This window comes from Actinoallomurus sp. NPDC052308 (assembly GCF_040679195.1).
Classification (GTDB): Bacteria; Actinomycetota; Actinomycetes; order Streptosporangiales; family Streptosporangiaceae; genus Actinoallomurus; species Actinoallomurus liliacearum.
The window spans coordinates 679,384-703,962 of the sequence record NZ_JBFAUM010000001.1; the positions used below are offsets into that span (position 1 = coordinate 679,384).

Sequence of the window (24,579 nt, forward strand, 5' to 3'; positions counted from 1 at the left end):
GGTGGCTCCGGCGCAGGCCTTCAACAGTGCGGTGGCTCCGGCGCAGGCCTTCAACAGTGCGGTGGCTCCGGCGCAGGCCTTCAACAGTGCGGTGGCTCCGGCGCAGGCCTTCAACAGTGCGGTGGCCCCGGCCTGACGCCTTCATATATCCATGGCTCCGCTTCTCCCGTAGGAGACGGTGGGACGATGTTGGGCTGATGAATTGATCCGGACGGTGGCGGACCATCGTCCGGATCCTCGGCCGCCTTTTGTTTGGAGCGAAACGTGACGGTTGATCCGGTGGATCTGCTGCGGCGATTTGAATGGCCCGACGGGGTCCTGCGGGTGGACGAACTCGAAGCCGCGGGCTGGCGGCCGGTGCCGTTCCAGAGTTTTGTGCTCAAGGTGCACAGCAGGTGCAATCTGTCGTGCGACTACTGCTATATCTACGAGATGGCCGACCAGTCCTGGCGGAACAGTTCGAAGGTCATGAGCGACGCCGTCATCGATCGTACTGCTGCCCGTATCGGCGAGCACGCCCGTACACACGGCCTGACGACGATCGACGTGGTACTGCACGGTGGTGAGCCTCTGCTCGCCGGCGCCGACGTACTGGGCCAAGTCGTTACAGCAGTACGTCGTGAGCTTCCTCTGTCGACGCAGCCGCAGTTCATAGTTCAGACCAACGGCATACTTCTGGACGATTCAATGCTCGACGTGCTTTCCGCGCACGACATCAATGTCGGTGTCAGTATCGATGGTAACGCCGAGGCGAATGACCGCCATCGCCGTTACGCCGATGGTCGTGGCAGCCATGAAGCCGTCCTCCGTGGTCTCAACGCACTCCGTGCCCCTTCCTACCGTCGCCTGTATTCGGGCCTGCTGTGCACGGTCGACCTCGCCAACGACCCGGTCGAGACTTACCGCTCGTTGGTGAGTCATGAGCCGCCGATGATGGATTTCCTGCTGCCCCATGGCAACTGGACGACCCCGCCCCCGGGGCGCGACGACGATCCGAGCCGTACGCCCTACGGGGACTGGTTGGTCGCGGCTTTCGACACGTGGTACGGCGAGACGACGCGGAAGACATCAGTACGGCTCTTCGAGGACGCCCTGAACCTGCTGTTCGGCGGCCACAGCACTTCCGAGCAGATCGGTATCGCGCCCGCCGGTGTGGTCGTGGTCGATACGGACGGCTACGTGGAGCAGGTCGACACTCTGAAGTCGGCCTACGACGGCGCCCCGGCCACCGGCTTCTCCGTACGCGACGCTCCGTTCGACGCGGCACTGCGTCACCCTTCGGTTGCGGCTCGTCAGTTGGGTATCCAGGGGCTGTGTGACGCCTGCCGCTCATGTCCTGAGAGAGACGTCTGCGGTGGTGGCTATTACACCCACAGGTACCGGGCGGGTAACGGGTTCCTCAACCCGACCGTGTACTGCGCGGACATGCTGCGTTTCGTGTCACATGTGCGCGGCAGGGTCAGTGCGGACATCGCGGCGTTGAAAGACGCGACGGCCTAGCTAGTCCGTGGGCGGGAGGAAGCGCGGCGGGTTCTCGGTGCCGGGAGCGCCGCCGAGCCACTCCGGGACCGGCATGGGGCCGCCGCCGTAGGACGGGGGCGCGGGAGGCGGCCCGCCCACCGGGACGAAGGCCGGGCCGCCGGGCCGCCCCGGGCCGGGCGGAACGCTCACGGCGAGCGGCAGCCCGCGCCGGGCGATCGCGGCCCGCCGGGCGGCGCGTTCGGCCAGCCGGCGTTCCTCGCGGTGCCGGCGCTCGGCGAGCACGGCGGACAGGTAGATCTCCGGCCGGAATCCCTGCGGCGGCGGAGGGCTGACGTACGTCAGGACCTCCTCCATGAGCCGCCGGCCCATCTCGTCCCGGACGAGGGGCGCGAGCTCCCAGAAGCGCGTGAGGTACTGCCGTGCCGCGAGGGCGGTGGTATCCGGCAGCCGGGACAGCTCCAGGGACGCCGCCCACGGCGCGAGCTGCGGCGGCATGATCGCCACGGGCCCGAACATGACGTTCACCGGCACCCGATCCTGGATGACGATCGTGCCCGCGAAGATGTCGCCGAGCCGCTTCCCACGCCGGCTCACCAGTGACGAGATCAGCGCCGGCGAGCCGAACAGCATCCAGAACTCGAGGAACCCGGCCAGCGCCCGCACCAGTGCCTGACGGAAGCGCTCCGGCCCGCCGTCGTCCGCCACGACCCGCAGCCCGAGGGCGAGCTTGCCGAGCGTACGGCCCCGCGTCAGCGTCTCGGTGATCGTCGGATAGCCGACCAGCACGCCGACCATCGTGATGAGCGTCAGGCCGACCGTCACCGCGGAGTCCGATATGTGGGCCGACATGCTGACGAAGATCAGGCAGAAGTAGAGCGCCATGAACTGCAGCAGCACGTCGATGAACAGGGCCAGCGCGCGGCTGGCCAGCCGCGCGACCCGGATGTCGAGTGCGACGGCCTCACCGGTGACGAGTTCGACGGGCACGCTGCCCCTTCCGATCGCGGATCCGTGCAAACCTGGAATCTCCAGTGAACGGTAGTCTGCCGGGTTGTGGACGTCGACGCCTTCGTGGCCGCGCACAACGCCGAATGGCGGCGCCTCGAGCAGCTCGTCAACCGCGGCACCCGCAAGCTGAGCGGCGCGGAGATCGACGAGCTGGTCGAGCTCTACCAGCGGGCGGCCACCCACCTGTCGGTGGTGCGGTCCAGTTCGCCGGAGCCCGCACTGGTCGGGCGGCTCTCCGGGCTGGTCGCGCGGGGCCGGGCGGCGGTCACCGGCGCGCAGGCGCCCATGTGGCGGGACGCCACGCGCTTCCTCACCGTGTCCTTCCCGGTGACGGCCTACCGGATGCGCTGGTGGTGGCTGGGGTCGGCGGTGCTGTCGACCCTCGTCTCCGTGGTGCTGGCGGTGTGGGTCGCGCAGAACCCGCAGGTGCAGACGTCGCTGCTGTCCCCGCAGGAGATCAAGCAGCTCGTCGACCACGACTTCGCCGACTACTACACCGAGCACGCCGCGGGGGCGTTCGCGTTCCACGTGTGGATCAACAACGTCTGGGTGTCCGCCGAGTCACTGATCTTCGGCATCCTGCTCGGAATCCCGACGATCCTCGCCCTGTTCGCCAACCAGCTCAATCTGGGCGTCTCCGCCGGCCTGATGTTCGCCCACGGCAAGGGCGCGATCTTCTTCGGCCTGATCCTGCCGCACGGCCTGCTGGAGCTGACGGCCGTGTACCTCGCGGCGGCCGCGGGCCTGCGGCTCGGCTGGACGATCATCGACCCGGGTCCGCGCAAGAGGGGGCAGGCGCTCGCCGAGGAGGGCCGGGCGGCGATGAGCATCGCCCTCGGCCTGATCGGCGTGCTCGCCGTCTCCGGCGCGATCGAGGGGTTCATCACCGGCCACGTGCCGGTGACCTGGCTGCGCATCGCCATCGGCGTCCTCGCCGAGGCCGCGTTCCTGACGTACGTCATCGTCTTCGGCCGCCGCGCCGCCCGGGAGGGCGAGACCGGCGACGCGGAACTGGTGCCGGACTCCGCCCCCGTCGCCGCCTGAGCCGAGACCACTGTGCCGAGGATTTCGGTCGTGTGAGCGACAGAAATCCTCGGCCGCGATTGAAGTGCGTCCGCTCCGTCGCTCAGCTCAACGCGTCGAGGTCGATGGCGACGGGGAAGGGTTGGTCGGTCTTCAGGACGCCGGTGTGGGCACCAGAAGAGGCGTAGCTCCGCGTCGTCGCATTCAGGATGTGAGTATAAGTGATCAGCCCGGAATTCTGTTGCTCAACGCGCCAATAATGAGGAATGCCGACTACGGCATATTCGGCCGGTTTGTCCAGGCGGTCGGCGCTGACGCTGCCCTTGCTCATGATTTCCACCACCAGGAGGACCTGGTGAGGGTGGACCGGGAGCACGTCCGGATCGCCATCGAACACCAGCACATCGGGCCGTCGGTTATGGAGCGGGACGTCCGCGAGGCGTAGGTCGACGTCCGTGGTCACCTGCCAGGGAGCCGGCGCGGCGGCCTCGAGCGCGTTGGCGAACAGGCGCGCGATGCGGTTATGCCGCGGAGTCGCGGAGGGCGACACGATGATGCTCCCATCAACGATCTCGATGCGCCGACAAATCTCTTCGGGCATCCGATCGTATTCCTCCGCCGTGACACCTTCCTCCGGAAGGCTCAACATCCATTCCGGCAAAGCCGCCATAATGGCCCTCCTGTTAACAGGGTCGCTCTCCCCGCTTCTCACATCTTAGGAGCATCGCCGTTGACGGGGCGATCCTCTGCCGAGCGCCTGGCGTGATCAGAGGCGGCCGGCGGCCTTCAGGGAGAGGTAGGCGTCGGCCAGGGCGGGGGCGATCTCGTCCGGGGGCGCGTCGACGACCTCGACGCCGTACTTGCGGAGTTCGACGGTGACGCGGCGGCGCTCGGCGCGGGCGCGCTCGGCCGCGGCGGCGTCGTAGAGGGCCGCCGCGTCGCCGCGGGCCGCCACCATCTCGGTCACCCGCGGGTCGCTCACCGCCGCGATGAGGACGAGGTGCTTGGCCGTCAGCTGGGGGAGCAGCGGCAGCAGGCCCTCCTCGATCGCGGTCGCGTTGAGGTCGGTCAGCAGCACCACCAGGCACCGCTGCCGGACCCGGGACAGCAGCGCCGAGATCATGCCCGCCGCGTCCGCCTCGATCAGCTCCGGCTCCAGCGGCGCCATCGCCCGCACCATCGAGGTCAGCACCTCGGTACGGGCGGCGCCCTCCACCCGGGCGCGGACCCTCCGGTCGTAGGCCAGCAGGTCGACGCGGTCGCCCGCGCGGGAGGCCAGCGCTCCGAGCAGCAGCGCGGCGTCCATCGAGCAGTCCAGGCGCGGGATGTCGCCGACGCGACCGGCGGCCGTACGGCCGGTGTCGAGCACGAGGTAGATGCGCCGGTCCCGCTCGGGCCGCCAGGTGCGGACGACGACGTCGCTGCGGCGTGCCGTCGCCCGCCAGTCGATCGAGCGCACGTCGTCGCCGTCGACGTACTCCCGCAGCGAGTCGAACTCGGTGCCCTGGCCACGGATCAACGCGACGTGCTGCCCGGTGAGCTCCCGCAGCCGCGCGAGCTTCGCGGGCAGGTGACGCCGGGACGGGAAGGCCGGCAGGACCCGTACCGTCCACGGCGCGGCGCGGTTCAGCTGGCGGGCCGCCAGCCCCAGCGGGCCGTACGAGCGGACGGTGACCGCGACGGCGGCGCGGTCGCCCCGGCGGGTCGGCACGAGGCGGGTCTCGACGCGGCGCCGCTCGCCGGACGGGATCGTCACGGTCGCCGTACGGGGCGAGGCGCCCGCACTGGGCGGCCAGGCGTCCCGCAGGCGGGCCCGCAGTCGCCGGGGGCCGGGGTTCTCCACGATCAGGGAGACGGTGGCCTCCTCACCGAGGCGGACGTTGGTGTCGCCGGAACGGTGCAGGCGCAGCCGGCGGACGTTGCCCGCCAGCACCAGGTCGGCCACGACGAGCGCGACGATCACGCCGTCGACGGCGAGCAGCGTCCACCAGCTCGGTACGAGCACGAGGACGACCGCCGCGAGGACGGTCAGCAGCCCCGTACGCCCGGTCAGCGCCATGCCCGGCTCCCGCTCATCGGGGAGCGGGGACGGTGGTGAGGATGCCCTCGAGCACGCCGTCCGTGGTCGCGCCCTCGAGCTCCGCCTCGGGCCGCAGCTGCACGCGGTGCCGCAGCGTGGGCCGGGCGAGCGCCTTCACGTCGTCGGGCCGTACGTAGTCGCGGCCGGACAGCCACGCCCAGGCCCGCGCCGTCGCCAGCAGCGCCGTGGCGCCGCGCGGCGACACGCCGAGCTGCAGGGACGGCGACTGGCGGGTGGCACGGCACAGGTCGACGATGTAGCCGCTGACCTTCGGGTCGACGTGGACCCGCCGCACGGCCTCCCGGCCGGCGGCCAGGTCGGCCGGGCCGGCGACGGGGGTGACGCCGGCCGCGCCGAGGTCGCGCGGGTCGAACCCGGACGCGTGGCGCTGCAGGACCGAGATCTCGTCCTCGCGGGAGGGGACCGGGACGTTCAGCTTCACCAGGAACCGGTCGAGCTGGGCCTCCGGCAGCGGGTAGGTCCCCTCGTACTCGACGGGGTTCTGGGTGGCGCAGACGACGAACGGGTCGGGCAGCGGGCGGGCCTCGCCCTCCACCGACACCTGGCGCTCCTCCATCGACTCGAGCAGGGACGCCTGGGTCTTCGGCGGCGTCCGGTTGATCTCGTCGGCGAGCAGCAGGTTCGTGAAGACCGGCCCCTCCCGGAACTCGAACTCCGACGTGCGGTTGTCATAGATGAGGGAGCCGGTGACGTCGCCCGGCATGAGGTCGGGGGTGAACTGCACCCGCTTGAAATCGAGCTTCAGGGCCTGGGCGAGGGTGCGGATCAGGAGCGTCTTGGCGACGCCGGGCACGCCCTCGAGCAGGACGTGGCCCCGGCACAGCAGGGCGATGACCAGGCCGGTCACGACGGAGTCCTGGCCGACGACCGCCTTGGCGACCTCTCCGCGCAGTGCCGTCAGCGCGGTACGGGCGTCCTCGCCCGCGAGGTCGTGTGGAGTTTCCGTCAAGAGTTGCGAACCAGCCTTTCCAGGTCGTCGAGGACGCCCGCGAGGCTTACCAGCCCGGCGTCGTCCACTGGGGGAGGACCGTACAGGGCGGCGCCGACCATGGCCTGTTCCCGGCCGGTGTGCGCCGCGACCGCGGCGACGATCTCGGCGGCCATCGCGGGGTCGGAGGCCGCGCTGCGCGGCATGCCGAGCAGCGCGGTGAGGCGTTCGAGCGCGCCGGCGCGCAGCGCCTCCGCCGCCCGGTCGGCGGCCCGGCGGGAGCGGTACAGGCGGGCCCGGCCCTCGACGGTCTCCGCGGAGCGCACGACGACCGGGAGCGGCTCGACGACGACCGGGCCGAGGCGCCGGGACCGCCACAGCGCCACCAGGACCACGGCGATCACGACCTGCAGCAGGCCGAGCCGGACGCCGAACGGGACGAGTTCGAAGAACGACTTGTGCCCGCCGCTCCCCGGCGCCGGCAGGTCCGGCATCAGCCAGACGGCGCCGCTCCGGGACCCGATGAGGTTCATGGCCAGGGCGGCGTTGCCGTGTTCGGCGAGGTGCTCGTTCGTGAGCAGGCGGGACGAGCCGAGGACGGTGACGGTCGCGCCGGCCACCGGCAGCTGCACCAGCCCCGCCTCGTCGCCGGAGAGGTAGCACTTCGTGGCCTCGCCGGGCGCCGTGTAGGTGGTCGCGCCGAGGAAGTCGGCGTTCCCGGCGTACGCGGCGGCGGGCAGGGTGCAGTCGGGCTCGGGGGTGCCCCACGCGGCCCCGCCCGCCTCGACGCCCGGGGCCAGCGCGTTCAGCGTCTCGCTGGACGGAGTGACCAGGAGGCGGTCGCCGGGCGCGCCGCGGAGGGCGGTCAGATCGGCGGCGACGAGGCGTTCGGAGCGGACGACGACGAGGACGGCGTCGGGCTGGGCGCGCAGGCGCTCGGCGGCGTCGGCGGCCGTGTGCACGACGGTCACGGGCGTGCCGTGCTGCCGGGTGATCTCCGCGAGGGCGCGGGCGCCCTGCTGTCCGGGCGAGTCCGGGTCGAGGGTCTCCGAGCCGGTGCGCGGGCGCATCAGGGCGAGCAGCACACCGAGGACCAGCAGGGCGAGCACCGCGACGAGGATGCCGCGGGACCGCTGCCAGCGACGCCGCGCGACCTGCCCGGCGGTGGCCGGCTCACCGACCGGCGGAGCCTGCAGAGTCGTCATGGGCCCTCCTTCGTCGGAGGTGCGACCAGGTCGCTGTGCTTGTCGATTCCCTCGCCGCGCTCGGTCATGAGGACGCTCCGAGCGGGACGGGGCGGGCGCCGCGGAGCCGGTCGTCGAGGTCGACGAGCGCCCGGTAGCCGTCCGCGTCGCCGTCCCGGCCGCCGTACCAGACGTCGTCGAACAGCCGTACGCCGGAGGCGAGGGCGTCGGCGTGGTCGGGCAGCGCCGTCCCCGCCTCGGCGGCCAGTTCGTCGGCGGTCCGGCCGGGCCGGGGCGGGACGATCGTCCGCTCCTCGAGGTCGCGGGCGATGGCGCGGAGGCGTTCGCGGATGGCCTCGGGCCACTCGCCGGCGGCGGCGTGGCGTTCGGCCGTGGCCCGGTGGTCCTCGGCCGTGGCGACCGACTCGCCGAGCAGGGACCGGGGCCCGGCGGCGTTGCGGCGCACGCTGCCGATCCGCCACCAGACGGCGGCGACCACCAGCGCGAAGATGAGCACCAGGACGAGGTAGCCGAGCCAGCCGCCGCCGGTTCCGCCGCCTCCGATGTCGTTCACGCGGTGGTACAGGGCGTTGAGCCAGTCACCGATCTTGTTCAGGATGCGCTCGAAGAACGAGGGATCGTCCTGGTGGTACATCCGCTTCTCGAGCTCGCGGCGGGCCAGCTCACGCGCGGGATCGCGGGCGATCGGCGGACCGCCTCCGTAGCGGATCACCGGCGTCATCGCTGCCACCCCGGAGGCGGCGGAGGCGGGGGCGGAGGCGCCACGAAGGACGGGCGCGGCGTCTTCGGCTGGGGACCCGACCCGGCGGCCGTGAGCGGGCCGGGCAGCCAGGCGGCGAGCGGGTCGTCCGACGGCTCGAGCTGCGACTCCAGATCGAACGCCTCGCGCCGCATGCGCCGGTCGGCGTAGATCAGCGTGATCACTCCGGCGTTGAACGGATTGACGAGAGTACCGGCGATGACGCGGCCCACCCCGCCGACCGCGATGGCGGCCACGAGCAGCCAGCCGTGCGGATCCTTGTCGAAGACGAGGATGATCTGCTGCGCGACAGCGAACGGCACGGGCAGCACCAGGAACTCGACGAAGAACGTGATGACCAGCGCCAGGGTGAGCACGCCCATCATCCGCCACCAGCGGCCGCGCACGATCTCCGCCGAGCGGCGGAGGGCGGCACGGACGCCCCGGCGCTCGAGGACGGCGATGGGGGTGGCGAGGGCGAACCAGACGTAGCCGACGACCATCAGCGCCAGCGCCAGCGGTACGCCGAGGACGGCCGTGAGCGCCTGCAGGCCCGTGGGGGCGTGGGCGAGGAGCGACACGACGAGCGGGGTGAGGGGGAGCGCGATGGCGAGGAGCACGATCGCGAGGACGGCCGTCGCGGTGCCGATGAGGCGGCCCTTGACGGCGCGCGCGTCACGGCAGGCCTGCCCGAACGAGGTGGCACGGCCCAGCAGCGTGCGCCCCATGACCGGGGCGAGGAGCCCGCTGAGCAGCAGCACGACGTACGCGGTGAGGAACAGCCCGACGACGGACGTCATGGACGCCGGCCCGAGGGTGCGGACGAGGTCCGCGGGGCTGTCGACGTTGGTGTGGAGCCTGCCGCCGAGCGCGATGAACTGCAGGACCGTGACGACCACCTGGACGATCCCGGTGAGGATCGCCGACAGGCCGAGCGCGGCGCGCGGGCTGCGGCGGACGTAGGTGATCGCCCCGTCGAGGAGCTCGGAGACGCCGAGCGGCCGCAGCGGGATCTCCGTCTCGAGGACGTCGTCCGCGGCGGCGGGGGGAGCCGGCGGCGGCGCCACCGAGTCGGCGGTGTCGGTTTCGGGCATGGCGGAGCCCGGAGACGCCCAAGCTCCTGCGTCGGTCATCGCCTGCTCCCCGCCCGCCGTTACCCGGCCAATCCTGCCATGCGGCGAGAGTACGGGTGATCGACCGCCGCCGTCCGCTCGATCCGGTGACCGTCCGCCCGTGGTGAGGCAGACTGAGGGACATGGACGTGTTGCGGTGGATCGACCCGCCCGATGGGCCCGCGCTGCTGCTGCTGGACCAGACCCGGCTGCCGGGGGAGGAGACCGTCCTGGTCTGCCGGGACGTCCCCGCGATCGTCGCGGCGATCAAGGACCTCGCCGTCCGCGGGGCCCCGCTGCTCGGGATCGCCGCCGGGTACGGCGTCGCGCTGGCCGCCGCGCTCGGCGAGGACGTCGCGGCTGCGGCGCGTGCCCTCGCCGGCGCCCGGCCCACCGCGGTCAACCTCGCCAGGGGCGCCGAGCGGGTCCTACGGGCCCACGAGGAGGGGCGTTCGGCACTGTCCGAGGCGCACGCGATCGCGGCCGAGGAGGCGGAGGCCTCGGCGCGGATGGCCACGCACGGCCTGGAGCTGGTCCCGGACGGCGGCCGGGTCCTCACGCACTGCAACACCGGGGCCCTCGCGGCGGGCGGTGACGGCACCGCGCTGGGCGTCGTGCTCGCCGCGCACCGCGCCGGGCGGCTCAAGATGCTGTGGGTCGACGAGACCCGCCCCCTCCTGCAGGGCGCCCGGCTGACGGCGTACGAGGCGGCGCGGCACGGGATGCCGCACACCTTGCTGCCGGACGGCGCGGCCGCCTCCCTGTTCGCCGCCGGGGAGGTCGACCTGGTCGTGCTGGGCGCCGACCGCATCGCCCGGGACGGCAGTGTGGCCAACAAGGTCGGGACGTACTCCCTCGCGGTGCTGGCCCGCCACCACGGCGTGCCGTTCGTGGTGGTCGCGCCGACGAGTACCGTCGACCTGACCGCGCGAACGGGCGCCGATATCCCGATCGAACTACGTGATCCGGGAGAAGTCACCACGATTGCCGGACAACCTACGGCGCCGTTCGGGAGTCCTGTCTACAATCCGGCCTTTGATGTGACTCCGGGCGACCTGGTGACCGCCATCGTCACCGAGCGTGGGGTCATCTCGCCGGTGAACGAAGGTACGCTGGCTGCTCTGGGCGACCGCCTCCGATAACGCGACGATGAGGGCTCATGAAGGGACGCGTGCTGGTCGTCGATGACGACCTGGCTCTGGCCGAGATGCTCGGCATCGTGCTCCGCGGCGAAGGCTTCGAGCCGTCGTTCGTGCACGACGGTGACAAGGCGCTCGAGGCCTTCCGGGAGACCCGGCCCGACCTCGTGCTGCTTGACCTGATGCTCCCCGGCATCGACGGGATCGACGTCTGCCGTCAGATCCGCGCCGAGTCCGGCGTGCCGATCGTGATGCTGACCGCCAAGAGCGACACGGTCGACGTCGTTCTCGGCCTCGAATCCGGCGCCGACGACTACATCGTCAAGCCGTTCAAGCCGAAGGAGCTGGTGGCGCGGGTCCGTGCCCGGCTCCGCCGGACCGACGACCCGACGCCGGAGCTGCTGCAGATCGGCGACATCTCGATCGACGTGGCGGGCCACTCGGTGAAGCGGGCGGACCGGCACATTCCGCTGACGCCGCTGGAGTTCGACCTGCTGGTCGCGCTGGCCCGCAAGCCGCGCCAGGTCTTCACCCGCGAGGTGCTGCTCGAGCAGGTGTGGGGCTACCGCCACGCCGCCGACACCCGGTTGGTGAACGTCCACGTGCAGCGGCTGCGCGCCAAGATCGAGAAGGATCCCGAGCATCCGGAGATCGTCGTGACCGTGCGCGGCGTCGGTTACAAGGCGGGGCCGGCATAGCGGCCTCCCGACTCCCCCCGATCAGTCCATGAACAGATGGCCGACGCTGCCGTCGGCGGCCCGCCGTGGCCTGCGCCCGATCCGCCGTTACGCCCGCGCGGTGGTGCGCCGGGCGTACGTCGGCTGGCGGCGGTCGCTGCAGGCCCGCGTCGTGACGACCACCCTCCTCGTGTCCGGTCTCGTCGTCGCGGTGCTCGGCGTCTTCCTGATGCAGCAGATCACCAGCGCGCTGCTGGAGGCCAAGGAGCGGGCGGCGCTGCTCCAGCTGGACGAGGGCGTGGGCGTGGCCCAGGGCAGGCTGGCCAGCGCCGGCACGGACGACTCCGACGACACGAAGAGCACGCTCAACGGGATCGTCACCACGCTCGCCCACCGGAGCGGGCCGGCCGGCCTGTACGAGGTGATCATCCTCGACCGGGACGACCCCGGCAGCGTCGGGTTCAGCTCCAACTGGATCCGGCTGAAGAGCGTCCCGACGGTGCTGATGCAGCAGGTCGAGTCCTCCGACGGGAGCGCTCCGTACCGCACCTACGGCACGCTGACGTACGACGACGGCTCGTCCAAGCCGGGCCTGATCGTCGGCAAGAAGGTCAGCCGGTACCAGCTGTACTACCTGTTCCCGCTGACGCAGGAGCGGCAGAGCCTGGAGGTCGTTCAGCAGACCATCCTCGGCGTCGGCGCGGCGCTCGTCCTGCTCCTCGCCGCGATCGCCTCGATCGTCACGCGCCAGGTGGTCATTCCGGTGCGGATGGCGGCCCAGGCGGCCGAGCGGCTGGCGGCCGGGCGCCTCGAGGAGCGGATGAAGGCGCGCGGCGAAGACGACCTGGCCCGGCTCGCGACCTCCTTCAACGACATGGCCGCGAACCTGCAGGAGAAGATCGTCCAGCTGCAGGAGCTGTCGCAGGTGCAGCGCCAGTTCGTCTCCGACGTCTCTCATGAGCTGCGCACCCCGCTGACCACGGTCCGGATGGCGGCCGAGGTGCTGTACGAGTCGCGGGAGGACTTCGACCCGATGGCCGCCCGCTCCGCCGAACTGCTGCAGAGCCAGCTCGAACGCTTCGACGGGCTGCTGGCCGACCTGCTGGAGATCAGCCGGTACGACGCCGGCGCCGCGACCCTCGACATCGAGCCGATGGACGTCCGCGAGCTGGTGCTGCGGTCGGTCGGCTACGCCGAGGACCTGGCCGAGCGCAAGGGCAGCAAGATCATCCAGCAGCTCCCGGGCGAGGCGACCATGGCCGAGGTCGACCGCCGCCGCGTCGAGCGCATCCTGCGCAACCTGCTGGTCAACGCGGTCGAGCACGGCGAGGGCAAGGACATCGTCATCAGCGTCGCCGCCGACCGGGACGCCGTCGCGATCGCCGTCCGCGACCACGGCTGCGGCCTGCGGCCCGGTGAGTCGAACATGGTCTTCGACCGGTTCTGGCGCGCCGACCCGGCGCGCGCCCGTACGACGGGCGGCACCGGCCTGGGGCTGTCGATCTCGATGGAGGACGCCCAGTTGCACGGCGGCTGGCTGCAGGCGTGGGGCGAGCCGGGCCAGGGGTCGCAGTTCCGGCTGTCGCTGCCCCGGGTGGCGGGGACGGAGCTGCGCGGGTCGCCGCTGCCGCTGGTGCCGCCCGAGATCGAACTGCAGCGGGCGCCGTACGCCGAACTGGAACTGGAGGCGGACGCATGAGGCCCCGGCTCGTGACGGCCGCCCTCATGGCCCTGCTGGCGCTCCTGGCGACCGGCTGTGTCGGCGTCCCGCAGGGCGGCCGGGTGCTCCGCGGGAACGCCGGAGGCACCGAGCAGCCGGTCGACGACCCGTACGTCCGCATCATCCCGGTCGGGCCGGAACGCGACTGGCCCCCCATCTCGATCGTCGAAGGCTTCCGCACCGCCTCCTCCAGCTTCGACGGGCCGAACGGCGATCACCAGGTCGCCCGGTCCTACCTCGCCTGCCCGTCCTGCTGGCGGCCGGGCGTCGCGGCGATCGTCTACGACAAGCTCGACCCTCCGACGTACGAGCCGAACGGCCCCACCCAGGCGACGGTCACCCTGCAGGGCAGCCAGCTCGGCCGGATCGGCGCCGACGGGCAGTACATCGCGGACGCCGTCGATTTCAAAGAGGTGTTCCACCTGCGCCGGGACGCCCAGCGGCAGTGGCGCATCACCGAACCCCTCCCGCCCGAAGGGCTCCTGCTCAGCCGGGACGACGTCACTCGCGCCTTCCGGACCCTGGACCTGTACTTCTTCGCGCCCGACTCCCAGACGCTCGTGCCGAACCCGGTGTTCATCCCGCTCGTGAGCCGGTCCTGGCTCCCCACACAGCTGGTGAAGCAGCTGATCAGCGGGCCCACGACCTGGCTCAAGAGCGCCCTCGTACGCTCGACGTTCCCGGCCGGCACCGGCCTGCGCCGGCTGCAGATCAGCGGGGGCGTGGCCACGGTCGACCTGACCCGCCAGGCCCGCGCCGGCGACCTGCGCGGCATGTCGATCCAGCTGATCTGGACGCTCCGGCAACTCCGCGAGGTCCAGCGGATGCAGCTGAAGATCGACGGCAAGCCGGTCCAAGTGCCCGGCATCAGTGGAAGGCTGCAGTCGATCCACGACTGGGACGCCTACAACCCCAACGGCAGCGGTGAACCACAGCAGGCCTACGTCCGGCTCGTCGACGGACGCCTGGGCCGCCTGGACGGCGACCGGGCGCAGTCCATGCCGCTCAAGCTCCAGGTCGGCCATCCCGCGATCTCCTACGACCACCGGCAGGTCGCCTCCCTGAACGCGGCGGCGAACACGGTCACCGTCACGGACCTGATCGGCGGTTCCGTCCGCGCGACGATGCGGGCCACCTCGAAGGGCGGCAGATTCACCCCGCCGTCCTGGGACGCGCGCGGGAACGTCTGGGTGGTCGAGTCGACCGCGAACGGCTCCCGCCTCTGGATCATCGAGGGCGGCACCCGGCCCGTCGCGGTGGACGGCTGGGCGCTCGTCCAGTACCCCGCCAAGGCGCTGCGCGTCTCCCGGGACGGCACCCGCGCCGCGGTCATCGTCAAGGCGGACAACCGCTGGCAGGTCCAGCTCGGCCGGATCGACCGTGCTCCGTCCGGCGGACTGCAGGCGGAGGGGTTCATCTCGATCAGCTCGGAGCTGCAGAGCGCCATCGACCTGGCGTGGAGCACCACCGACCATCTCGCCGTCATCGGCATGACGAACGGGAACCCGTCGCCGTCGCTGTTCGACGTCCCGGTGAGCGGCGCCCCGATCCAGCCCATGATCGGCCCCGGCGGGGAGATGACCACGGTCACGGCCTCGCCCGGCTCGCCGCTGCTGGTCACCCAGCGCGTCTCCCCGGGCGACAAGACCCTGAACGTCTGCCGGCTCAGCGACCGGTACGACGACTGGAAGTGCGTCAACGGCACGTCCGACCCCGCCTACCCCGGCTAGCGCCGTAGCGCGCCCACCGGCCGCAGGCGGGCGCGGGCGTCGTCCACAGGGCGCGGGCGTCGTCCACAGGGCGCGGGCGGGGCTGGCGGGCCGGGGTCGCGCACCGGCAGGCTACGGCCGTGGGACTCCTCGGCGCCGCCCTCGACCTCGTGCTGCCCCAGCGGTGCGCCGGCTGCGGCCGGGCCGACGGTCTCCTGTGCTCCGCCTGCGCCGCCCTGCTGCGGGGTCCGGCGGAGGTCCGCCCGCCCCGGCCCACACCGCCCGGCCTGCCGCGGCCCTGGTCCGTCGCCGCCTACACCGGCGCGGTCCGGCAGCTGATCGTGGCGCACAAGGAGCGCGGGCGTACCGGCCTGGCCCGGCCCCTCGGCTCCTGCCTCGCCACGGCCGTCCTGGCGGCCGTAGAGGACGCCGCGGACGCAGCGGACGCCATGGGCCCTGTCCTGCTCGTCCCGGTGCCCTCCTCGCGGGCGTCGGTACGCCGCCGGGGGCACGATCCGACGCTCCGCATCGCGCTGGCCGCCGCCCGCGAGGCCACCCGGCAGGGCGCGGCGGTGTCGGTCGCGCGGGTGCTCGTGCACCGGCGGCGGGTCGCGGACCAGTCCGGGCTCACGGCGGCGGATCGGGCCGCCAACCTCGCGGGCGCGCTCACGGTGCGGCGCGACGTACGGGGCACGCTCGTGATCGTGGTCGACGACGTGATCACCACCGGGGCGACGCTCGCCGAGGCCGCCCGCGCCCTGCGGTCGGGCGGCGCGCGGGTCCGGGCGGCCGCGGTCGTGGCCGCGACACGCCGGTACGGCGACGACGCGGGACGGGGTGAGATCGGTCACTATATGTAGCCGATTACCGGCCGGCCCTCTTCGCGCGGCAGGGATCCGCAGGAGATCACCGTCGGCGTCCCGTTCGGCCCGAAACGCGATGTCCCGGGCGTTGCGGCGGTCCGCGAGGCCCATGCGGGCGCGCGTTTCGCCCCGTCGGCGGCGGATGGCCGCATCGTTCCGACCGCCGAACGGGAGGGCCGAAACGGCGTCCGTTCATGACTATCCGTGGTTTTCTCCGTCACACCCCCCTGACATTCGCCCGGAGAGGGGTTAGCGTTCCTCACATGACACCCGCCCGGGTCCGTGGTTGCGCCGAGCCTCTACCGGCCCGGCAAGCCGATGCCAGCCGCAGGCGAAACGGCCCACGTAAGGCGACTTTTCGTCGACCGATCACGGTGCGGCTTAGAGGTAAGTCCTGCCTCGCCGGAGGATCAGATGTCCTCCGGACCGGGAGAAGGGGAGTAGTGGCGAGAGCGCCGCGAGACCCTCAGCAGGCGGATGTGGGGACGAAGACCAGGTCGGCCGGGCGGGTGTTGTCCCCTAGGGATCCGGCGACCCACGACCGGATCCGAACAACCTACCGAGCCCGGCGTTCCCGTCGCTGACAGGTCAGCGACCGGGGAGGAGGGGGGTCCCCCGTGGAAATCATCGTCAAAGGTCGCCACACGGATGTGAGCGACCGCTTCCGCCGTCACGTGGACAGCAAGATCGCGAAAGTCGAGAAGCTGGACCCGAAGGTCATGCGGATCGACGTCGAAGTCTCCCAAGAACGCAATCCCCGCCAGTCGTCCCGCCGAGAGCGCGTCGAGCTCACCATCCACTCGCGCGGGCCGGTGATCCGGGCCGAGGCCGCCGCGGACGATCGGATCGCGGCGCTCGACATGGCCATCGGCAAGCTCGAGGCCCGGCTCCGCCGCTCGTCCGACCGGCGCAAGCCGCACGGCGGCCACGGACGTGAGCGCCTCGCGATGGCCCTCGCCCCGGAGCCCGTGGAGACGACCGGCACCGCCGTTCCCCTCGCGGAGCCCACGGAGGAGACCCGGGACACCTGGCGCGACGAGGCCCGGGCGGAGGCCGAGAAGGGCATCGTTCCCATCCCGATGGAGGGGGAGGGGCCGCTCGTGGTGCGCGAGAAGTCGCACAAGGCCCAGCCCATGACGATCGACCAGGCCCTCTTCGAGATGGAGCTGGTCGGCCACGACTTCTTCCTCTTCCGGGACAAGGACTCCGGGGACGCCAGCGTGGTCTATCGGCGGCGCGGATGGGACTACGGGGTCATCCGTCTCGTCGAAGAGTGACCTCCCGCTTGCGCCGCGCCACCGGCTCGACCACTCTGGACTCGTAGCGTTCCGCGGTGGGACGCCCATGACTCCCCGAGCTTGCTCTCAGCCCCGCGACACGCCCAAGATGTTGATCATGGGCAGGCGCACCGTTTGGAGGGAAAGTTGAGCGAGACCCCCGAGACTCGCGGCGCGGTCGCCGGTGATCCCATCCGCGTCCTGATCGTCGACGACCACGCGCTGTTCCGCCGCGGTCTGGAGATGGTGCTCGAGGATGAGGACGGCGTCGAGGTCGTCGGACAGTGCGGCGACGGCCAGGAGGCGGTCGAGCAGGTGGGCGACCTGCTGCCGGACGTCGTCCTCATGGACATCCGGATGCCGCGCCGCGGTGGCATCGAGGCGTGCACCGCCATCAAGGACCAGGTGCCGAGCGCCAAGATCGTCATGCTGACGATCAGCGACGAGGAGGAGGACCTCTTCGAGGCGATCAAGGCCGGCGCCACCGGTTACCTGCTGAAGGACGTCTCGATCGACGAGGTCGCCGACGTGGTCCGCGCGGTCCACGACGGCCAGTCCTTCATCAGCCCGTCGATGGCGTCCAAGCTGATCACCGAGTTCGCCGCGCTGGCCAAGCGCGGCGAGGAGCGGCAGCAGCAGGTCCCGGCGCCCAAGCTCACCGATCGGGAGATGGAAGTGCTTCGTCTCGTCGCTCGGGGCCTGGGCAACCGGGAGATCGCCAAGGAGCTGTTCATCTCCGAGAACACCGTGAAGAACCACATCCGCAACATCCTCGAGAAGCTCCAACTGCACTCGCGGATGGAGGCGGTGGTCTACGCGGTGCGCGAGAAGCTGCTGGAGATCAGCTGACCGCGAACCCAGCGCGACCCGAGATCAGCCGATCTCGAGCCGCGCTGGGTTCGTGACCGGCTGACATTCAGCCGCGCCAGGTTCGCGACCGGCTGACCGAGAGCTGCGGCAGTGCTCGGGGCGGGCCGACCGCGAGCCGCGGCAGGCCTGGTCAGGACCGGGCCGCAGGAGACGGGCCGAGCCCCGTCTCCTGCAACGCGGCGCTCAGCAGTGAGGCGAGCTCGGGCGGGTCGAGCCGTTCCACGCGTACGGCGTCGCACCCGACCCAGGCGGCGGCCGCCACGAGCGCGTCGGCCAGCCGGGCCACCGCGCTCTCCGCGCGCGCGGGCGTGCTCACCGCCCCCGGCTCGAGCGACGCCTTGCGGACGACGAGTGTGGACCCCTCGCGCGCCGGGTCGGCGCGGCCGATGAGCCGCCCGCCCGCCAGGAGCGGCATCGTGAAGTAGCCGTGCACGCGCTTGGCGCGGGGGACGTAGGCCTCCAGCCGATGGTCGAAGCCGAAGACCCGCTGGGTGCGCTTGCGGTCCCAGACGAGCGAGTCGAAGGGCGACAGCAGGGTGGTGTGGTGCCGGCCGCGCGGCGGCGCGTCGAGGGCCTCCGGATGCGCCCAGGCGGCGCTCCGGCCCGCGCCGTTGCCGTTGGTCCAGCCGGCCACCGTCACCGGGACCAGCCCGGCGGCCTCGACGACCGCGTCCACGTCCTCACCTCGGACGCGGACGTAGTCGGCGAGGTCCGCCCTGGTCGCGACGCCCAGCGCCCGGGCGGCGCGCCGGACGAGCGTCGTGACGCACTCGGCGTCGTCGAGGTCGCGGGCCCGCAGCTCGGCGGGGACGGCCCGCTCCGGCAGGTCGTACACCCGCCGCCAGCCGACCCGCCGGGTGCAGACGACGTCCCCGGTGGCCAGCAGGAACTCGGCGGCGATCTTCTCGTCGGTGCGGTCGAACCACTCACCGCCCTTCTTCGCGCCGCCGAGGCCCGTCACGGTGAGCGGACCCTCGGTGCGGAGCCGGGCCAGGACGTCCGCGCAGACCTCCTCCGGCGTGCGGTGCCAGTGCCGGCCCCGCCGTTGGTAGGCGCGGCGGCGGAAGGCGTACAGCGGCCAGTCCTCGATGGGCAGCACACAGGCGGCGTGCGACCAGTACTCGAAGGCGGCGGTCCCGCCCCAGTAGGCCCGCTCGACGCTCGCGCGCCCGACGGCGCCGAGCCGGGCGTAGGCGACCAGCTCGTGCGAGCGGGCGAGCACGGAGATCGTGTCGAGCTGGACCGCGCCGAGATGGCGGAGCGCGCCGAGCGCCCGGCGCGCGTCCGGGTCGCCGCGCAGGTCCTGGGTCGGGGCGGGCGCGACCCGCCCGATGAGGCCCTGCGCGTACAACTGGATCCGGCGCGCCTCGTCGGCGGTCAGCTCGTGCGTCGGCATGGCCCGATCGTAGGGGCCGACACCGACAAAACGGTTATGCGGGTTGAGCGATCCGGAAATGCCGATGGGCCCGCTCGGCCGGGGTCGGCTCGGGCGGGCCCATCGATCGGAATGTGACTGAAATGTGACCGAAACGGTGCCACCACGCCCGGAACGGAGGCCGGTGGACAGCCGCTCGCTCCGCGCGCCGGGACCGCGCCGGTCGCTCAGCCGTGGGGGTGCGTCGTCTGCGGGTCGGTGGCGATCGCGGGACCCTCGATTCCGGCGGCCCGGGCGTGCAGCACGGCCGGGTGGGCCTCCTCCGGGATGATCCGCGGAGCGTCGATGATGACGTCGTCGAAGATGCGGACGATCAGCCCGATGACACCGCCGACCGCGACGATGCCGACACCGGTCCAGAAGAGCCACCACGACGGTCCGCTGACCATCGCGACGCCCCCGACACCGAAGCCGATCCACATCACGACGACCGCGACCCACGAGCTGAGGCGGCCTCCGTGAGAACTGCCGGCCATGTGTTTTCCTCCCAGGGGCATCTGCGTCCGTCCCCGAACGCGGTCCTACGTTGTGCTTTGTGGTGCGGTTCCTCGCAGCGACAACGATAAACCCGGGGCTTACGGCCCCTGCGGCCGAGTCCCGTGATATCGAGGTGGTCCCGCTGTACGGTTGGACTCGCCTACGATGACACCGTACGGGTCGTGTATGCGCCGTCGGACATGACCCCCGGCGATTCCACGAATGGTTCGAGGAGCTTCCGAGAGTGCCAGTAGTCATCGACAAGATCCTTCGCGCTGGCGAAGGCAAAGTTCTGCGCAAGCTCAAGCGGATCGCCGACCAGGTCAACTCCATCGAGGAGGACTTCGTCGACATGAGCGACGCCGAGCTGCGCGCGCTCACCGAGACGTACAAGGAGCGCCTGGCCGACGGCGAGACGCTCGACGATCTGCTTCCCGAGGCGTTCGCGACCGCCCGCGAGGCCGCCAAGCGCACGCTGGGCCAGCGCCACTTCGACGTGCAGATCATGGGCGGCGCCGCCCTCCACATGGGCAACATCGCCGAGATGCGCACCGGTGAGGGCAAGACCCTGACCTGCGTGCTGCCCGCCTACCTCAACGCGCTGTCCGGCAAGGGCGTCCACGTCGTCACGGTCAACGACTACCTGGCCAAGCGCGACGCCGAGTGGATGGGCCGCGTGCACCAGTTCCTCGGCCTCGAGGTCGGCGTGATCCTGGCCGACATGACGCCGGAGGAGCGCCGCAAGGCGTACGCCGCCGACATCACGTACGGCACGAACAACGAGTTCGGCTTCGACTACCTGCGCGACAACATGGCCTGGAGCCTGGACGAGTGCGTCCAGCGCGAGCACAACTTCGCGATCGTGGACGAGGTCGACTCGATCCTCATCGACGAGGCGCGGACCCCGCTGATCATCTCCGGCCCGGCCGAGCAGAACTCCAAGTGGTACGTCGAGTTCGCCAAGATCGTGCCGCGGCTCAAGCGCGCGACCGACGGCCCGGAGGGCGAGGACGGCGACTACCAGGTTGACGAGAAGAAGCGCACGGTCGGCATCCTCGAGTCCGGTGTCGAGAAGGTCGAGGACTGGCTCGGCATCGACAACCTGTACGACTCGGTCAACACGCCGCTGGTCAGCTTCCTGAACAACGCGCTGAAGGCCAAGGAGCTGTACAAGAAGGACAAGGACTACATCGTCAACAACGGTGAGGTCCTGATCGTCGACGAGTTCACCGGCCGCATCCTGCACGGCCGGCGCTACAACGAGGGCATGCACCAGGCCATCGAGGCCAAAGAGGGCGTGGCGATCAAGGACGAGAACCAGACGCTCGCCACGATCACCCTGCAGAACTTCTTCCGGCTGTACGACAAGCTCGGCGGCATGACCGGTACCGCCCAGACCGAGGCGGCCGAGTTCAACAAGATCTACAAGCTCGGCGTGATCCCGATCCCGACGAACAAGCCGATGATCCGCCGCGACGTCTCCGACGTGGTGTACAAGACCGAGCAGGCCAAGTTCGAGGCCGTGGTCGAGGACATCCTGGAGCGGCACGAGAAGGGCCAGCCGGTCCTGGTCGGCACCACCTCGGTCGACAAGTCCGAGAAGCTCTCGCGGATGCTCAAGCGGCGCGGCATCAAGCACGAGGTGCTGAACGCCAAGTACCACGAGAAGGAGGCGATGATCGTCGCCGAGGCGGGCCGCAAGGGCGCCGTCACGGTCGCGACGAACATGGCCGGTCGAGGCACCGACATCACGCTCGGCGGCAACCCCGACCACATCGCCGACAAGGAGCTGCACGCCCGCGGCCTGTCCCCGCTCGAGACTCCGGAGGAGTACGAGAAGGCCTGGCCGGAGGCGATCGAGAAGGCCAAGAAGGCGGTCAAGGAGGAGCACGAGGAGGTCAAGGAGGCCGGTGGCCTCTACGTCCTCGCGACCGAGCGGCACGAGTCGCGGCGCATCGACAACCAGCTTCGTGGCCGGTCCGGCCGGCAGGGCGACCCGGGCGAGTCCCGCTTCTACCTGTCGCTCGAGGACGACCTGATGCGGCTGTTCAACTCCGCCCGGGTCGAGGCGATCATGACCCGGCTGAACATCCCGGACGACGTGCCGATCGAGTCGAAGATCGTGTCGAACGCCATCCGGTCGGCCCAGCACCAGGTCGAGCAGCAGAACTTCGAGATCCGCAAGAACGTCCTGAAGTACGACGAGGTGCTGAACCGGCAGCGCAAGGTGATCTACGCCGAGCGCCGTCGCGTCCTCGAGGGCGCCGACCTGCACGAGCAGATCGTGCGCATGATCGACGAGGTCGTGGCCGGATACGTCACCGCGGCGACCGCCGAGGGCTTCCCCGAGGAGTGGGACCTCGACAAGCTGTGGAAGGCGTTCAAGCAGCTCTACCCGATCTCGGTCGGCTCCGAGGACCTCGTCGAGGAGGCGGGCGGCCAGGCCGGCCTGACCGCCGAGCTGCTCACCGAGAAGATCGGCGAGGACGCCCAGGCCGCGTATGAGCGGCGCGAGGAGGAGCTCGGCGGGGAGGTGCTCCGCGAGCTGGAGCGCCGCGTCGTCCTGTCCGTCCTCGACCGCAAGTGGCGCGAACACCTCTACGAGATGGACTACCTCCAGGAGGGCATCGGCCTGCGGGCGATGGCGCAGCGCGACCCGCTGGTGGAGTACCAGCGCGAGGGCTACGACATGTTCACCGCGATGCTCGAGGGCATCAAGGAGGAGTCGGTCGGCTACCTCTTCAACCTCGAGGTCGAGGTCGCCGAGGAGGAGCGCGCCGCAGGAGTGGCCGGCGTCGGCGAGGCCCCGGTCGAGCTGTCCGCGAGCGGCGAGGAGACGCCGGAGATCGTCGCCAAGGGCCTGGAGGAGTCGGCCCGGCCGCAGACGCTCAACTACACGGCGCCGACCGTCGACGGCGAGGGCGGCGTGGAGACCCACACCGAGAAGACCGACGACGCGTTCGCCAACGTGTCGCGCAACGACCCGTGCCCCTGCGGCTCGGGCAAGAAGTACAAGCGCTGCCACGGCGACCCGAAGCACACCGACTGACCGAAGACGGCTGAAACGGCCCCGGGCGACCTCTCGCCCGGGGCCGTTCGGTCTTTCCGGGCGGTGCCTCCCGGAAGCGGTGCCTCCCGAAAGAAGTCGGAACAACGCGGCGCCCCACCACCAAGTACCGGATGACCGATGCACGATGCACGGCATCGAAAGGAGACTTCGGTGGAGAAGACGCCGCCCCCTGACACGAGGGAGGCGACCGACAGCGAGGCGATCGCGGAGTCCGCCACCGAGCCGGAGAGGTTCTCCCTGATCTTCGACCGGCACTGGGACGCCATCCATCGGTACGTGGTCCGCAGGCTCGGCCCCGAGGTCGCCGAGGACGTCAGCGCGGAGACCTTCGTCGTCGCCTTCCGCGCCCGCGCCCGCTACGACCTGACCCGGCCGGACGCCCGGCCGTGGCTGTTCGGCATCGCGACGAACCTGATCGGCGAGCACCGCCGGGTCGAGCGCCGCCGGCAGAGCGCGCTGGCGCGGGCGGATGCCGAGTGGATGACCCTGCCGTTCGACGAGAGCAGCGACGCGCGAGTGACGGCGCAACGGCTCGGTCCCCGGATCGCCTCCGCGCTGACGCGCCTGTCGGCGGCGGAACGCGACCTGTTGCTGCTCATCGCCTGGGCCGACCTGACGTACGACGAGGCGGCGCAGGCGCTGGAACTGCCGCTCGGCACGGTCAGGTCCCGGCTCCACCGGGTTCGCGGGAAGCTCCGCCGGGCGTTCGGCGGAACCGACCCCTCTCGTCTGCAGGAGGAGTTCGCGTGATCGACAACGAGATCGACCTGGTCGGCCGGGTCCGCCCGGCGGTTCCGGCGCAGGACACGGGAGCCAGGGCACGCGCCTGGGCGCGCCTACATGCCCAGATGGAGGCGAATCCGGAGGCTCGCAGCCGAAAGGTCCGTCGCCGCCTCGGCCGGCCGTTGGCCGCCACGGGCATCGTGGCCGCGGGCGTCGCCACGGCGATCATCGTGGCGCAGACCGGCGGCACGACGCCGCCGAAGGCACCACGGCCCGGCGTCACGACGGCGCTGCCATCACTCGAGCTGGCCGCCGCGACCGTCGAACACCAGACGCAGACGCTGCCCCGGCCGGACCAGTGGATCTACACCCGCACGCTCTACACGAACGGCGTCCCGGCGCCGGGGCATGTGCAGGCCGCCCCGGTGGTGGAGCGCTGGGACCAGTACGGCGTGACCCGGACGGCGAGCATCGATCGGCGCACCGGACGGTTGCACGTGACCTATGACGCGGAGGCGGCCAGGGCGACGGAGGGGCTGAAGCTGCCGCAGTTGGTGAAGTACGTCAACGGACTGCCCACCGACCCGGCCGCCCTGCTCGCCAGAGTGCGCAAGGACAGCAAGAGCAAGTTGTTCGTCAGCACCGTGAGCAACGGGGACAAGAACGGGCCCGTCTTCGAGTCCATTCAACTGATCTTCATGAATGATCCCTTCATCCCGCCCAAGGTGAACGCCGCGCTCTTCCGCATGCTCAAGGGCTTCCCGGGCGTGCACCTGGAGCAGGTGACGGACGCCGCCGGGCGCCGCACCGTCGGGGTCTACCGCGACTCCCCGGGTGAGGACCGGAGAGAGATCCTGTTCGACCCCACGACCTTCCGCTACAGGGGGTCGCGCCTCGTCGCCGTCCAGGATATGACCACGGACGGAACTCCGAAGCTGGTCCAGCGGGCCGGGCAGGTGCTGTCCCAGAGCGCGCTGGTGACCGTCAAGGTGACCGACAAGCCCGGACAACGTTGAGAGCG

Annotated in this window: 21 protein-coding genes; 12 read left to right on the forward strand and 9 right to left on the reverse strand. The window is 71.3% G+C overall.

What is annotated here, in order from left to right:
- Positions 1 to 264: 264 nt before the first annotated feature.
- On the forward strand, positions 265 to 1,500 hold the full coding sequence (locus AB0L00_RS03540; protein WP_364427741.1) for an FxsB family cyclophane-forming radical SAM/SPASM peptide maturase: 1,236 nt from the start codon (positions 265 to 267) through the stop codon (positions 1,498 to 1,500).
- Here the strand turns inward: AB0L00_RS03540 and AB0L00_RS03545 are convergent, their stop codons facing one another.
- Positions 1,501 to 2,469, reverse strand: coding sequence for an RDD family protein (locus AB0L00_RS03545; protein WP_364427743.1), 969 nt, complete (start codon positions 2,467 to 2,469; stop codon positions 1,501 to 1,503).
- Between the two features lie 66 nt (positions 2,470 to 2,535).
- Here AB0L00_RS03545 and AB0L00_RS03550 point away from each other — a divergent pair, with 66 nt between their 5' ends.
- Positions 2,536 to 3,534 carry a stage II sporulation protein M gene (locus AB0L00_RS03550; protein ID WP_364427746.1) on the forward strand — a complete coding sequence of 333 codons (999 nt, stop codon included), beginning with the start codon at positions 2,536 to 2,538 and terminating at the stop codon, positions 3,532 to 3,534.
- Between the two features lie 82 nt (positions 3,535 to 3,616).
- On the opposite strand, the gene AB0L00_RS03555 is transcribed toward AB0L00_RS03550, so the two are convergent.
- The 6 genes from AB0L00_RS03555 to AB0L00_RS03580 form a co-directional block, all read right to left on the reverse strand.
- The gene (locus tag AB0L00_RS03555; RefSeq protein ID WP_364427748.1) at positions 3,617 to 4,183 is read right to left on the reverse strand and encodes a Uma2 family endonuclease; all 567 of its coding nucleotides are present in this window, start codon (positions 4,181 to 4,183) and stop codon (positions 3,617 to 3,619) included.
- Between the two features lie 96 nt (positions 4,184 to 4,279).
- Entirely contained in the window at positions 4,280 to 5,572 is a 1,293-nt protein-coding gene (locus tag AB0L00_RS03560) for a DUF58 domain-containing protein (RefSeq protein WP_364427751.1), read from the reverse strand.
- Positions 5,573 to 5,585: 13 nt separating this feature from the next.
- Positions 5,586 to 6,563 (reverse strand): MoxR family ATPase, encoded by a 978-nt coding sequence (locus AB0L00_RS03565; RefSeq protein ID WP_364427754.1) that lies wholly within the window; start codon positions 6,561 to 6,563, stop codon positions 5,586 to 5,588.
- On the reverse strand, positions 6,560 to 7,747 hold the full coding sequence (locus AB0L00_RS03570; protein ID WP_364427757.1) for a DUF4350 domain-containing protein: 1,188 nt from the start codon (positions 7,745 to 7,747) through the stop codon (positions 6,560 to 6,562). The genes AB0L00_RS03565 and AB0L00_RS03570 overlap by 4 nt, the downstream gene beginning before the upstream one ends.
- A 64-nt stretch (positions 7,748 to 7,811) precedes the next feature.
- On the reverse strand, positions 7,812 to 8,468 hold the full coding sequence (locus AB0L00_RS03575) for a DUF4129 domain-containing protein (RefSeq protein WP_364427759.1): 657 nt from the start codon (positions 8,466 to 8,468) through the stop codon (positions 7,812 to 7,814).
- Positions 8,465 to 9,619: a hypothetical protein gene (locus AB0L00_RS03580; RefSeq protein WP_364427762.1), complete on the reverse strand. Its 1,155-nt coding sequence runs from the start codon at positions 9,617 to 9,619 to the stop codon at positions 8,465 to 8,467. Before AB0L00_RS03580 ends, AB0L00_RS03575 begins: the two co-directional genes overlap by 4 nt.
- Positions 9,620 to 9,741: 122 nt before the next feature.
- Here AB0L00_RS03580 and mtnA point away from each other — a divergent pair, with 122 nt between their 5' ends.
- The 7 genes from mtnA to AB0L00_RS03615 all read left to right on the forward strand — a co-directional run bounded on the left by mtnA (position 9,742) and on the right by AB0L00_RS03615 (position 17,832).
- Complete coding sequence (gene mtnA / locus AB0L00_RS03585; protein ID WP_364427764.1) at positions 9,742 to 10,740, forward strand: S-methyl-5-thioribose-1-phosphate isomerase; 999 nt, start codon at positions 9,742 to 9,744, stop codon at positions 10,738 to 10,740.
- A gap of 17 nt (positions 10,741 to 10,757) precedes the next feature.
- A complete protein-coding gene (gene mtrA / locus AB0L00_RS03590; protein WP_252785371.1) occupies positions 10,758 to 11,435 on the forward strand; it encodes an MtrAB system response regulator MtrA in 678 nt (225 codons plus the stop codon).
- Between the two features lie 28 nt (positions 11,436 to 11,463).
- A complete protein-coding gene (gene mtrB / locus AB0L00_RS03595; protein ID WP_364427766.1) occupies positions 11,464 to 13,113 on the forward strand; it encodes an MtrAB system histidine kinase MtrB in 1,650 nt (549 codons plus the stop codon).
- Positions 13,110 to 14,864 (forward strand): LpqB family beta-propeller domain-containing protein, encoded by a 1,755-nt coding sequence (locus tag AB0L00_RS03600; protein ID WP_364427768.1) that lies wholly within the window; start codon positions 13,110 to 13,112, stop codon positions 14,862 to 14,864. The genes mtrB and AB0L00_RS03600 overlap by 4 nt, the downstream gene beginning before the upstream one ends.
- Positions 14,865 to 14,983: 119 nt before the next feature.
- Entirely contained in the window at positions 14,984 to 15,703 is a 720-nt protein-coding gene (locus AB0L00_RS03605; protein ID WP_364427771.1) for a phosphoribosyltransferase family protein, read from the forward strand.
- Between the two features lie 620 nt (positions 15,704 to 16,323).
- A complete protein-coding gene (gene raiA, locus AB0L00_RS03610; protein WP_345353438.1) occupies positions 16,324 to 16,983 on the forward strand; it encodes a ribosome-associated translation inhibitor RaiA in 660 nt (219 codons plus the stop codon).
- A gap of 147 nt (positions 16,984 to 17,130) precedes the next feature.
- The gene (locus AB0L00_RS03615; protein WP_345353440.1) at positions 17,131 to 17,832 is read left to right on the forward strand and encodes a response regulator transcription factor; all 702 of its coding nucleotides are present in this window, start codon (positions 17,131 to 17,133) and stop codon (positions 17,830 to 17,832) included.
- Positions 17,833 to 17,983: 151 nt separating this feature from the next.
- On the opposite strand, the gene AB0L00_RS03620 is transcribed toward AB0L00_RS03615, so the two are convergent.
- Both AB0L00_RS03620 and AB0L00_RS03625 read right to left on the reverse strand, forming a co-directional pair.
- Positions 17,984 to 19,249 carry a crosslink repair DNA glycosylase YcaQ family protein gene (locus AB0L00_RS03620; RefSeq protein ID WP_364427775.1) on the reverse strand — a complete coding sequence of 422 codons (1,266 nt, stop codon included), beginning with the start codon at positions 19,247 to 19,249 and terminating at the stop codon, positions 17,984 to 17,986.
- 206 nt (positions 19,250 to 19,455) lie between these two features.
- On the reverse strand, positions 19,456 to 19,764 hold the full coding sequence (locus AB0L00_RS03625) for an HGxxPAAW family protein (protein WP_364427778.1): 309 nt from the start codon (positions 19,762 to 19,764) through the stop codon (positions 19,456 to 19,458).
- A 245-nt stretch (positions 19,765 to 20,009) separates the two neighbouring features.
- On the opposite strand from AB0L00_RS03625, the gene secA reads away from it, so the two are divergent.
- The 3 genes from secA (at position 20,010) to AB0L00_RS03640 (ending at position 24,574) form a co-directional block, all read left to right on the forward strand.
- Positions 20,010 to 22,814 carry a preprotein translocase subunit SecA gene (secA, locus tag AB0L00_RS03630; RefSeq protein WP_364427781.1) on the forward strand — a complete coding sequence of 935 codons (2,805 nt, stop codon included), beginning with the start codon at positions 20,010 to 20,012 and terminating at the stop codon, positions 22,812 to 22,814.
- A gap of 171 nt (positions 22,815 to 22,985) precedes the next feature.
- A complete protein-coding gene (locus AB0L00_RS03635; RefSeq protein ID WP_364427784.1) occupies positions 22,986 to 23,585 on the forward strand; it encodes an RNA polymerase sigma factor in 600 nt (199 codons plus the stop codon).
- Positions 23,582 to 24,574 carry a CU044_5270 family protein gene (locus AB0L00_RS03640; RefSeq protein ID WP_364427787.1) on the forward strand — a complete coding sequence of 331 codons (993 nt, stop codon included), beginning with the start codon at positions 23,582 to 23,584 and terminating at the stop codon, positions 24,572 to 24,574. The genes AB0L00_RS03635 and AB0L00_RS03640 overlap by 4 nt, the downstream gene beginning before the upstream one ends.
- Positions 24,575 to 24,579: the final 5 nt, after the last annotated feature.

Excerpts from the sequence above, each read along its gene's own strand:
- mtrB (WP_364427766.1), top strand. The coding sequence starts at position 11,464 with ATGAACAGATGGCCGACGCTGCCGTCGGCGGCCCGCCGTGGCCTGCGC.
- AB0L00_RS03600 (WP_364427768.1), top strand. The coding sequence starts at position 13,110 with ATGAGGCCCCGGCTCGTGACGGCCGCCCTCATGGCCCTGCTGGCGCTC.
- AB0L00_RS03570 (WP_364427757.1), bottom strand. The coding sequence starts at position 7,747 with ATGACGACTCTGCAGGCTCCGCCGGTCGGTGAGCCGGCCACCGCCGGG.
- AB0L00_RS03560 (WP_364427751.1), bottom strand. The coding sequence starts at position 5,572 with ATGGCGCTGACCGGGCGTACGGGGCTGCTGACCGTCCTCGCGGCGGTC.
- AB0L00_RS03555 (WP_364427748.1), bottom strand. The coding sequence starts at position 4,183 with ATGGCGGCTTTGCCGGAATGGATGTTGAGCCTTCCGGAGGAAGGTGTC.
- AB0L00_RS03620 (WP_364427775.1), bottom strand. The coding sequence starts at position 19,249 with ATGCCGACGCACGAGCTGACCGCCGACGAGGCGCGCCGGATCCAGTTG.
- AB0L00_RS03575 (WP_364427759.1), bottom strand. The coding sequence starts at position 8,468 with ATGACGCCGGTGATCCGCTACGGAGGCGGTCCGCCGATCGCCCGCGAT.
- AB0L00_RS03580 (WP_364427762.1), bottom strand. The coding sequence starts at position 9,619 with ATGACCGACGCAGGAGCTTGGGCGTCTCCGGGCTCCGCCATGCCCGAA.
- mtrA (WP_252785371.1), top strand. The coding sequence starts at position 10,758 with ATGAAGGGACGCGTGCTGGTCGTCGATGACGACCTGGCTCTGGCCGAG.
- mtnA (WP_364427764.1), top strand. The coding sequence starts at position 9,742 with ATGGACGTGTTGCGGTGGATCGACCCGCCCGATGGGCCCGCGCTGCTG.
- AB0L00_RS03625 (WP_364427778.1), bottom strand. The coding sequence starts at position 19,764 with ATGGCCGGCAGTTCTCACGGAGGCCGCCTCAGCTCGTGGGTCGCGGTC.